Source organism: Lentibacillus sp. (assembly GCF_035301675.1).
Taxonomy (GTDB): Bacteria; Bacillota; Bacilli; order Bacillales; family Amphibacillaceae; genus Lentibacillus.
This window is the reverse complement of the sequence record NZ_DATGTT010000052.1, coordinates 132,947-143,675: the sequence shown is the minus strand read 5'-3', so window position 1 is coordinate 143,675 and position 10,729 is coordinate 132,947. Positions and strand designations below refer to the sequence as shown.

Annotated in this window: 10 protein-coding genes; all 10 read right to left on the bottom strand. The window is 44.5% G+C overall.

What is annotated here, in order from left to right:
- Nucleotides 1-51: 51 nt before the first annotated feature.
- The gene (gene rbsB, locus VK097_RS09695; RefSeq protein ID WP_324211600.1) at nucleotides 52-996 is read right to left on the bottom strand and encodes a ribose ABC transporter substrate-binding protein RbsB; all 945 of its coding nucleotides are present in this window, start codon (nucleotides 994-996) and stop codon (nucleotides 52-54) included.
- A gap of 19 nt (nucleotides 997-1,015) precedes the next feature.
- Nucleotides 1,016-1,960, bottom strand: coding sequence for an ABC transporter permease subunit (locus VK097_RS09690; protein WP_414672172.1), 945 nt, complete (start codon nucleotides 1,958-1,960; stop codon nucleotides 1,016-1,018).
- A gap of 1 nt (nucleotide 1,961) precedes the next feature.
- The gene (locus VK097_RS09685) at nucleotides 1,962-3,461 is read right to left on the bottom strand and encodes a sugar ABC transporter ATP-binding protein (RefSeq protein WP_324211599.1); all 1,500 of its coding nucleotides are present in this window, start codon (nucleotides 3,459-3,461) and stop codon (nucleotides 1,962-1,964) included.
- 20 nt (nucleotides 3,462-3,481) lie between these two features.
- Nucleotides 3,482-3,877, bottom strand: a complete 396-nt coding sequence (gene rbsD, locus VK097_RS09680; protein ID WP_324211598.1) for a D-ribose pyranase — start codon at nucleotides 3,875-3,877, stop codon at nucleotides 3,482-3,484.
- Nucleotides 3,874-4,770 carry a ribokinase gene (rbsK, locus tag VK097_RS09675; RefSeq protein ID WP_324211597.1) on the bottom strand — a complete coding sequence of 299 codons (897 nt, stop codon included), beginning with the start codon at nucleotides 4,768-4,770 and terminating at the stop codon, nucleotides 3,874-3,876. The genes rbsD and rbsK overlap by 4 nt, the downstream gene beginning before the upstream one ends.
- Nucleotides 4,760-5,761, bottom strand: coding sequence for a LacI family DNA-binding transcriptional regulator (locus VK097_RS09670; RefSeq protein ID WP_324211596.1), 1,002 nt, complete (start codon nucleotides 5,759-5,761; stop codon nucleotides 4,760-4,762). The genes rbsK and VK097_RS09670 overlap by 11 nt, the downstream gene beginning before the upstream one ends.
- Nucleotides 5,762-6,210: 449 nt before the next feature.
- A complete protein-coding gene (locus VK097_RS09665; protein ID WP_324211595.1) occupies nucleotides 6,211-7,002 on the bottom strand; it encodes an SDR family oxidoreductase in 792 nt (263 codons plus the stop codon).
- Nucleotides 6,987-9,203 (bottom strand): TRAP transporter permease, encoded by a 2,217-nt coding sequence (locus tag VK097_RS09660; protein WP_324211594.1) that lies wholly within the window; start codon nucleotides 9,201-9,203, stop codon nucleotides 6,987-6,989. Before VK097_RS09660 ends, VK097_RS09665 begins: the two co-directional genes overlap by 16 nt.
- Nucleotides 9,204-9,207: 4 nt before the next feature.
- Nucleotides 9,208-9,699: a DUF1850 domain-containing protein gene (locus tag VK097_RS09655; protein ID WP_324211593.1), complete on the bottom strand. Its 492-nt coding sequence runs from the start codon at nucleotides 9,697-9,699 to the stop codon at nucleotides 9,208-9,210.
- Between the two features lie 3 nt (nucleotides 9,700-9,702).
- A complete protein-coding gene (locus VK097_RS09650; protein WP_324211592.1) occupies nucleotides 9,703-10,698 on the bottom strand; it encodes a TAXI family TRAP transporter solute-binding subunit in 996 nt (331 codons plus the stop codon).
- Nucleotides 10,699-10,729: the final 31 nt, after the last annotated feature.

Below are 10,729 nucleotides of genomic sequence, written 5' to 3'. Positions count from 1 at the left end.
AAAAAACCGGTCACCTCCCCTAAATGAAGTGACCGGTTCCTCGTACAGCAGCTATTCCGTGACCATCTGCAGTTCAACCGGAATAAACTCATCGACAGATTCACCGCTGACAACAGACCCGACTGCGTCTATCGCATTTTCTCCGATTAACTTCGGCTGTTGAGCAATTGTTGCATCCAATGTTCCTTCTTCAACAGCTGCAACAGCATCGTCTGTGGCATCAAAGCCAACAACGGTCACATCTTCCAGCATGCCATTGGATTGGAGCGCTTCTACTGCCCCAAGTGCCATTTCGTCGTTGTGGGCGAATACGGCATCTATCTGGTCAGTGCTTTGAATGATATTTTCCATAACGTTCAAACCTTCCGAGCGGTTAAAATTAGCTGATTGCTTGGCAACAACTTCAAGCCCGTCGATCTCGTCAGCAATATTATGGAACCCTTTTCCTCTTTCCCGTGTGGCTGACGCACCAGGTACACCCTGCAGCTCAACCAGATTACCGCTTTCATCCAGTTTATCCGCGATAAATTCACCGGCCATCTCCCCGCCTGCTACGTTATCAGAGGCAATATGGCTTACAACGTCGCCGCCTTCCGCACTGCGATCGACTGTAATAACCGGCACATCTTGGGAATTAGCGGATTCAATCGCAGTGACAACAGCTTCAGAGTCAACAGGGTTAACCAGCAGAACATCAATATTTTGCTGTAATAAATCCTCAATATCACTCAATTGTGTTGATGCATCATCCTGTGCATCCGTCACCACTATGTCATACCCGGCTTCTTCCGCCGCGGCTTCTGCACCATCCCGCAATGTCACAAAAAATGGATTATTCAAAGTGGAAATGGACAGACCGATTTTCACTGAATCATCTGAAGACCCTTCAGAATTTTCCCCGCCATCATCCGACGAACCGGGACTTTCCGTTGAACAAGCACTGACAACCAGCAACAATACTGCCAAAAGCCCTAATCTTTTCAACCATTCAGCCATTTGAAATTCCTCCTTAAATTTATTTATTGGATTTTCTATCCAGTAACACCGCAAGCAAAATAACGCCGCCTTTAACAATCTGTTGATAGAAGGACGAAACATTCATGAGGTTCAGACCATTGTCGATAACACCGATGATCAGAGCCCCAATCAATGTACCAGTAATCCGCCCGCGGCCTCCCATCAGACTTGTACCGCCAATAACAACTGCTGCAATGGCATCCAATTCAAACATTTCACCGGCGGTTGGCTGCGCTGAATTTAATCGGCTGGTAAGGATCATGCCAGCCAAAACCGACAGCATTCCAGTCAAAGAATAAACCCATATTTTGACACGGTCTGCTTTTATCCCCGACAAAACCGACACTTCCTCATTGCCGCCGACAGCATAAACCTGACGGCCGAACACTGTCTTTTTGAGGACAAAAAACAAAATCAGAAATACGACCAGCATCAAAATCACTGGGAAGGGAACGCCGAAAACATAACCTCCGCCAATCATTTCAAATGCGAAACTGTCAGACAGTCCTGTTATAGGCATACCATCCGTATAAACCAGCGTCGCCCCGCGAAAGATGGTCATCGTCGCAAGCGTTGCAATAAATGGTGCCACTTTCCCTTTCGTAATGATCAGCCCGTTTATGGCCCCAAGACCAAATCCGATTAGCAGACCGAGCAATACCGCCAGCATCGGATCTATTCCGCTTGTCAGCAGTCCCGCTGTCAGTGCACTCCCCAAAGCAAGCAGTGACCCTACTGACAGATCAATGCCTGCAGTCAAAATAACAAATGTCATCCCGAATGCAATCAGAGCATTAACGGAAATCTGACGAAGCAGGTTGAAAATATTGTCGAGTGTAAAAAAGGCATCACTCATAAAGCCGAGAAAAATAACCATAATAATAAGTCCTATTAATGGGCCCAATTTGGAAAAATCTTTAAAAAGGTTCTGCTTCCAACTCAAACTACTCACCTCCTGCAGCTGCTGTCATAATTTTTTCCTGATTGGCTTCGTCATGATGGAATATATTCGCTATTTTTCCTTCATGAATGACCATAATCCGGTCACTTATGCCCAATACTTCAGGCAACTCTGAAGAAACCATGATGATGCCGACACCGCTTTTGGTTAATTCATTCATGATGTTATAAATTTCTTTCTTGGCGCCAACGTCAACACCTCTTGTTGGCTCGTCCAGAATAAGCAGTTTAGGCTCAATCCCGAGCCATTTGGCAATAACCACTTTTTGCTGGTTGCCTCCGCTTAATGCTTTAGCTTCCTGATCCGCACCAGTCGCCTTAACTGTTAGCCGGTCCATCAACTCCGCAATTAATCGATGTTCTTTGTTAACCGAAATAACCCCTTTATTGGAAATTGATTTCATATTCGTCAGCGAAATATTATCTCCGATGGAAAATTCAGTGAGCAATCCTTTTGATTTCCGGTCTTCAGTTATAAAACCAATGCCCGCTTTAATCGCATCTGACGGATGTTTAATGGTTAATTCCTCTCCGTTCAAATGGATACGGCCATGTTGTTTTGCTGTATAGCCAAATATCGTCTCCATAATTTCCGAGCGCCCGGCTCCCATTAATCCGGCAACACCAAGAATCTCACCTTCTTTTACTGAAAAGCTGATGTCATCAAACAGCCCTTTTCTGGCCAGGTTCTTCACCTCAAAAATGACATCACCGCCTGAATAATCGCGTTCCGGAAATCGCCCGCCCAGTTCGCGTCCGACCATCATTCGGACGATGGCATCGAAGTCAACATCACTGACATTTTCTGTGCCGATGTACTCACCGTCACGCAATACGGTAATACGGTCGCAAATCCGGAAGATTTCCTCCATCCGATGTGAAATGTAAATAACTGCGACATCTTGTTTCCGTAATGATTCAACAACTTCAAAAAGACTTTCAATTTCACGGTCTGTCAGAGCTGCAGTCGGCTCGTCCATCACAATTAACTCAGCATTCGTTGATAGTGCTCTGGCAATTTCAATCATTTGCTGCTTCCCGACTGATAATTCCCCGGCAATATCATCCGGATCAATAGTTGATACTCCCAACCTTTTCAAATTTGCTTTGCACTGTTTTCGCATTTCTTTTGTATTCAGCATACCGGTTTTGCCATAAGCGATATTTTTGCCGAGAAACATATTTTCGGTAACGGTCAGATGCGGAATAATATTCAATTCCTGATGGATAACCATAATCCCTTGCTGTTCGGCTTCTTTCGGATGAGAAAAATGGACTTCTTTTCCGTTAATCCTGACAGCACCGTCATCCCGTTTATGGATCCCGGTCAGTATTTTGATTAACGTTGATTTCCCTGCACCATTTTCCCCGACCAGGGCGTGGACCTCGCCTTTATCAATCGAGAAGTTTACGTTTTTTAACACTTGGTTGCCTGAAAAGGACTTACTGATCCCCTGCATCTCCGCAAACGGTGTATCAGCCATAATTTCACCTCCTATTTATGCTAAAAAATAACACCCGATTTTAAAATCACATTCGCAAATGGTGTAGCTTCACCTGTACGGATGACCGCTTTTGCATTCGTAATGTTGTGTTTCAAATCGTTATGTGACATGTATGTTGCCGGAATCCCGGCATAATCTGTCTTCAACTGATTATGCAATGCTGGATTCGATGTTTTTATTTCGTCTGCGAGTGTCATTTCTTCAATCGCCATATCTTCCGCAACTGCCCTGAAAACAGAGAGAAAATCAGGTATGCCAAGCGTTAATGACAAATCAATCGTCACGGTTTCATCTGGAATGGGAAGTCCGCAATCTGCAATAATAATTGAGTCAGTATGCCCCATTCTTGCGAGTATAGAGGCGATGTCGCGGTTCAGCATTCCTGTTTTTTTCATTCGGACATTTTCCCTTCCTGTAAAAATCTCTGAACATCTTGTTTGGACGGCATTCCGAATTGTGCACCGAGCTTTGAAACGGACAAAGCTGCTGCTGCGTTTGCCGCTGCAACTGCATCCGATAGACTCGCCCCGCCGGCAAGTTCTGCGGCTAATGCACCGTTAAACGTGTCCCCGGCACCTGTTGTATCAGTTACGTCTACACGGTATCCTCCGACATCCCGCCCGGTTCCATTTTCAACAAACGACACACCCTTATCACCGCGCGTCACAATCAGCCTTTCCTGAATGGAATCAAACAGCGGATCTTCTTTCATGGCTGCCAGTTCAATTTCATTAGGTGTCACGTAAGCAGTGTTTTTCAGGACTTTCTCCGGTAGCGACTGAAATGGTGCGGGATTTAGTATTACCGGAACACCACTTGCTGCAGCGATTTCCACGGTGCTCACAATCGTTTCCATCGGTACTTCGAGCTGCATAAGAACCATGTCGCTGTTTTTAATTAGGTCTTGATGTTTCTTCACGATTTCAGGTGTCACATGATTATTGGCCCCAGGTGCTACGATAATACGGTTATCATTTTCGGACAGGATAATTGTTGCTGTCCCGCTCGATACCTTAGGGATTGTTTCAATGCCTGTCGTCCGAATACCTTCATTGGTAAAGTTTTGGCGAAGGGTTTTTCCAAAAGCGTCCTCACCCAGCGCACCGATGAAATCCACATCGGCTCCCATTCGTGCTGCCGCAACTGCCTGATTCGCTCCCTTGCCGCCGGGATTGGTAAAAAATTCTTCGCCGAGAACTGTCTCCCCCTGCATCGGCATTTTATCGGTTGTTACCGTTAAGTCCATATTAATGCTGCCAACAATGCATACATTTGGTTTAGTGCTCATTCGTTTGCTCCCTTCTTAACGTCGATTGCCGTTCAGTTAATTGAACGTTAAATTCTTCTCTCATAACAACTTGGGACGTTGACCTTATTTGTTCAATCAGGATTTCTGCAGCCCTCGCCCCGATATCGTATATAGGCTGAGCCATTGTCGTCAATGCCGGTGTAACCCTTTCGCTCATGGTGATCCCATCAAAGCCAATTACCGCAAGATCCCCCGGCACTTTTATGTCCAGTGAGGCTGCGGCATTCAGCACACCAGCTCCCATCAAATCATTCCCAGCAAAAATACCATCAATTTTGGGATTTTTAGTTAATAGATTTATAGCAGCTTCCCGTGCCATCTCAAAATTGTACGCACCCGATACCACATAATCGCTATCAAACCAATCCTCATGTTTTACTTCGTCCAAAAAGCCCCGCATGCGGTTTATGGCGTTGTCGACATGTTCCGGTCCGGCAATATGGGCAATCCGTCTGCAGCCGACTGACTTCAAATAATTTACTGCATCCCTGCTGCCGATCCGATTATTGACGGTCACCGAGGAAATATCGGGGCTAATGATCCGGTCAAGCGCGACAATTGGTGCCTGAATATTTTTCAGATGGTCTTCCGTAAGTGAGCTTGAAACAATAATAAAGCCATCAACGGATTTTTGCTGCAGCGCATTCAAGTAATCAATTTTTTTATCGATATCGCCATCTGTATTGCAAAGCACAAATGTATAATCATTACGATTTGTAACATCTTCTACAGCACGTGCGAGTTCAGGAAAGAAAGGGTTCGTAATGTCAGGCACAAACAGCGCGATCATTTTTGAACGGCCTTTAAACAGACTGCGCGCCACATCATTCGGAAAGTAATTTAATTGTTCAATAGCTTCTTTGACGCGCTTTTTGGTTTCCTCATTCACGTAGCCATTGCTGTTGATGACCCGGGAAACTGTCGCCGTTGAAACCTTGGCGAGTTCAGCCACATTACGGATAGTTGCCATATGATAAGCCCTTCCTATCGTTTATTTATTGCTTTACTCATGCTATGTAACGGGTTACAGATTTAAGAAAAAATAAAGGCGGATTAGTGTAACCCGTTACATATTATAATAAAGCGGTTACATGATTATGTCAATAAATCGACCGGTAAATCCATAAAATACCATTAAATTTTTAATGCAATTGAAAAGTAGGAAAGTAAGTGAGATATATGTAAAACAATCAATTCCAAACACGAACAATAAACTGATTTATCGGAGGAAATATACGGAGATTCCTGCGGGAGAAAAGGCATAGGTGAGACCCCGCAGTGCGCCAGCACAAGGAGGCTCACCAGCCGCCCGCGGAAAGCGAAGTATATTCCGTAGCGGGTTATTAATACCAACTTAGGGATTTTCTTTAATAAACACTTTTACTCCAACGTTTTCCAACAACGCTATATGGTTAAATTTTATAGTGCCTTAACCATCCCGCCATCAACCAAGAGTGATTGTCCGGTAACGTACGTATTCGCTTGTGAGCAGAGAAACACAGCTGTTCGGGCAAACTCTTCAGGTTCTCCGTAACGGCCGATCGGGATTTTACTCTCAGCTTTTTCTCTGACCTCCTCAATCGGCATGCCAAGTTTTTCAGACTGAACCGAATCAAGATGATCGACACGGTCGGTACCAATCCTACCGGGGCCAATTGTGTTAATCAGAATGTTATCGCCCGCGAGTTCCTGCGACAAACTTTTAGCAAGTCCGGTAATCCCGGCCCTGAACGTATTTGACAAAATCAGCCCATCGATTGGCTGCTTGATGGATGAAGAAGCAAAATTTAAAATGTGTCCTCCGCCCTGCTCTCTCATATAAGGCAGGACTTCCCGAATCGCACGGATGAAACTCAGAAGATTCAGCTCAAACGCATGCTGCCAGGCATCATCATCAACATCGTCGAACGTACCTGCCGGGGGACCACCTGCATTATTGACTAATACGTCGACTGATCCGTAATCCCTGACTGCTTTAGCAACCAGTTGTTTTATCGAATCATCATTTTTAATGTCACAAACACTGTACGCCACATTGGGATTACCTGTCTCTTCACGTATTTCTGCTGCCGCTTTTTCCAGCGCATCTTCATCGCGACTGGCCAAATATACGCGTGCTCCCTCTGAAGCAAATTGGTTGGCGGTTGCTTTTCCCAGTCCTTTGCTGGACGCCAATACAATGACGGATTTATCTTTCAGACCAAGATCCATTTAAATACCTCCTCACAAAAACCGGAATCAATTAAAGACACATCATTGTTCTGCGATTGAGGCCGGTTCCTGTTCAATTTTTTAGTAAAGCGGTTTGCAATTACCAAGGTGAATGCAATTAACCCTGCAACATCCGTCCATATTCCCGGATATATCAAAAACAATGCCCCGACAATTGCTATTATTCTTAAATACCAGCGGAGCGGAACCTTGAAGTGTCCCTCTGCTGCAACTGATAATAGTAAGACACCTATCAATGAGGTTACCGCTATTAAGAGAACACTCCAGATTGTGGCATCAATCATCAGCATTTCATTGGAGAACACAAACATGAACGGTACAATAAACCCGGCAATTGCCAGTTTCATAGCCTGAAACCCTGTCCGCATCGGATTACCGCCACTGATACCAGATCCGGCAAATGCCGCGAGCGCAACAGGCGGTGTGATATTGGCAAAAATACCAAAATAAAATACAAACATATGTGCAACAAATACCGCTGTTTCACCAGATCCTGCCAATTCCCTGAAATAAGGAAGCTGAAGCAATATTGGCGCGGCCATTGTACTCGTTATAATATATGTCGGGATACTTGGAAGCCCCATACCCAAAATAATCGATGCAACCATTGTCAACACCAGAGTGATCAGCAATTGGACAACCGGGCTGTCAATTACTTCACCAAGGCTTACGATTGTACTGGCGATTTCCAGTGCCACACCGGTAAGTGAGGCAATCCCCACAATGATGCCGACAGCACCACAGGCAATAGCCACAGGAATAGTCGTCCTGACACCATCCTCCAGCGCGCCGACAAATGACCTGACATTGATCTCCTCAGCCTTAACACCTGCTTTTTTACGAATCAGATTAACAATTAAAGGAACGACTACAACTAAAGTGAGCTCAAGCCAATTGTCCCGAATGCTTGGCATATTGGCACCGGATAAAATCGCACGGACTTGCGGTTCAAAAATTAAAAACATGGAAACGGCTGCACTTATCACAAGCATCCTGCCTGTTCCCGTTATAATAACAGTTGCAATGATGGACCAGAATGCTGCGTAAAAGGGTGTTTTACCTGAGAACAGCAAGTATAACAAAATAACCATTGGAATCAATAAATGACCGCGTTTTTTCAGCACTCCCGTAACGGACGGAAGTTCATCCCGGTTCAGCCCTTTTAATCCAAGTTTTGATGCACGGATATGAACCTGAAGCAAAATACCAATATAAAACAACAAAGCTGGGATGATGCCTGCAAGAATAATGGTCGTGTATGGTATCCCCAGATTTTCAGCCATAATAAATGCCGCTGCGCCCATAATCGGCGGCAATATCTGCCCGCCGACACTTGCGGCTGATTCGACTGCACCCGAAAAATTTTTATGATAGCCGATTTTCTTCATTAATGGAATGGTAAATGCGCCGGTTGTTACAACGTTGGCAATAGCCGATCCGTTAATCGAACCCAAAAAACCACTCGACAGGACAGCGACTTTAGCAGGGCCGCCTTTTGTATGTCCCGCAACAGCCATTGCCAAATCATTAAACATCTGCCCCATGCCGGACTTGCTTAAAAACGCACCAAACAAAATGAATAGAATGATATAACTGGCTGAAACGCCGATAGCGGTACCCAGAATACCTTCTGTAATATATACCAATTGGGTAATGATGCCTTCTGATACGTTAAGAACGACAGGAGCTGTCAATTCCGGATATACAGACAGTTTAACGTAAAAACCGTAAATAAGGAATCCAAGCGCCAGCAAGGTCAATCCCAATCCGGTAACACGCCGGGTTATTTCCAGCAGCAGAATCAGCACAGCAAACCCGACGTACAAATCCACTTGATTGATCTGACCGCCTGATTCAATAATTCGATTAGCGGTAAACAACATATAAAGACCGGCTCCTGCTGCCAAGCCAGCGATGATATAATCGTAAAATGGTATTTTGTTCTTACTCCCTTTTTTAATAAGCGGATATAATAAAAACCCTAATAGCATCAGCACATATAAATGAATGCTCCTTTGCTTTATATCCACTAACGACCCTGCGTATGATGTATATAAATGGAACAAACCAAGCGCTGCTCCAGCAACGGTTATGAAAATACCGATGCTTTTCGGATAATTAGTTCTGATGTTGCTTTCACGGTCATAGTCCTCAATTTTTGATTTCTGATCCTTATCCATTCCCTCACCTCACAATGCGCTTCAAATGTGTGAATAATATAAAATGTAAAGGTGCTTTGCTTACGGTTATCGTGTACGCTTCATCACTTGGTTTTAAATCATAGGTATGACTTCCAAACGCCAGTTGATAGTCGTTCAACTGATGAGAACGGACAACCAGCGCTTCGCCGATTTCCCGTTGAACATCCATATGAACCCAGCCATCTTTTAAAACGGCAGGGTGTTCCGATTGAGATGGAACACCTGCACCGAACGTTTTGAATTTGGTTGACTCTAAATACAATACATCATCCCTGATATTAAAATACTCTATCCAATCCTCCTTTTCGACTGAATGTGTCCACTGAATGGAAAAGGATTGCTCTTTCAAATATAGAGCATAAACTTTCTGCCCGCCGTTCAAAATAGTCAGCGCTTTTACCGGGATAAACATCACCCCGATTAAAACCAGAATAAGAAGTGCTAAAGAAAAGCCTGTTTTATATCTTCGGAACATCGACTATTCCAGCATGCCATTCTCTTCATAAAATTTCTTGGCGCCAGGGTGCAGCGGTGCGACTAAACCTTTGGCTATATCTTCGCGAGGCAATTGATTCAATGCACTGATCGAAACCTCATCACTGCCAAGATACTCGTAATAACGCTTGGTCAGATCATAAACGAGATCTTCACTCAAATCCGGTGAAACGGTAATCATATTTTGAATGCCAACAGTGGTTACTTCCTGGTCAAGGTTATACATGGCTTCATCCCCGGCAGGAATCGTATACTCCTTATAGAAGGGATAGCTGTCCATTAACGTTGAAGCAACGTCATCTTTAATTTCAACGAATACGATTTCATTTTGCTGTTTCAAATCGGTGATATTGCTATTTGGAACACCGGACGTGAAAAAAGCAGCATCAAGCGTGCCATTCTTCATTTCCTGGACACTGTCAGCGTATCCGGTATGTGTTACTTTGGAAAGGTTATCGTAAGTTAAATCGACTGCCTCTAACACTTTTTGTGCACTCTGTTCAACACCGGAGCCCACTTTACCGACACCGACCCGTTTTCCTTCCAGATCTTTAATCGTTTCAATTCCGCTGTCAGCCATCGCTACAACTTGTACGACATTTTGATACATACCGGCCATTGCCTGGATATCTGTTTGATTGCCTTCAAACTGGCCTGTTCCTTCCAATGCATCATAGGCAACATCACTCATAATAATCGTCATTTGGTTTAATCCATCCTGCATGTTTTGGATGTTGGCAACCGAAGCACCGGTCGACTCAACTGTCACATTACCGACCTGGTCACTTTCTTCAAAAATCGGTTTCAGGGCACCGCCAATTGGATAATATGTTCCGGATGTCCCCCCGGTCCCAAAAACAAGCGATTCACCACCGCCGCCTGATTCTTCCGTCCCCTCAGCAGACTCGCTGTCGCCTCCACAGGCTGCAAGAAAAATAATCATAAGAAATAGACTGATAAAAACAAGATTTTTCTTCATAATCCTGTCCCCCCACTTAAATATTTCTTCC

What these genes read in the sequence shown, in the direction of transcription:
- VK097_RS09685 (WP_324211599.1), bottom strand. Translation starts at nt 3,461, where the DNA reads ATGGCTGATACACCGTTTGCGGAGATGCAGGGGATCAGTAAGTCCTTT.
- rbsK (WP_324211597.1), bottom strand. Translation starts at nt 4,770, where the DNA reads ATGAGCACTAAACCAAATGTATGCATTGTTGGCAGCATTAATATGGAC.
- VK097_RS09670 (WP_324211596.1), bottom strand. Translation starts at nt 5,761, where the DNA reads ATGGCAACTATCCGTAATGTGGCTGAACTCGCCAAGGTTTCAACGGCG.
- rbsD (WP_324211598.1), bottom strand. Translation starts at nt 3,877, where the DNA reads ATGAAAAAAACAGGAATGCTGAACCGCGACATCGCCTCTATACTCGCA.
- VK097_RS09665 (WP_324211595.1), bottom strand. Translation starts at nt 7,002, where the DNA reads ATGGATCTTGGTCTGAAAGATAAATCCGTCATTGTATTGGCGTCCAGC.
- VK097_RS09660 (WP_324211594.1), bottom strand. Translation starts at nt 9,203, where the DNA reads ATGGATAAGGATCAGAAATCAAAAATTGAGGACTATGACCGTGAAAGC.
- VK097_RS09650 (WP_324211592.1), bottom strand. Translation starts at nt 10,698, where the DNA reads ATGAAGAAAAATCTTGTTTTTATCAGTCTATTTCTTATGATTATTTTT.
- rbsB (WP_324211600.1), bottom strand. Translation starts at nt 996, where the DNA reads ATGGCTGAATGGTTGAAAAGATTAGGGCTTTTGGCAGTATTGTTGCTG.
- VK097_RS09655 (WP_324211593.1), bottom strand. Translation starts at nt 9,699, where the DNA reads ATGTTCCGAAGATATAAAACAGGCTTTTCTTTAGCACTTCTTATTCTG.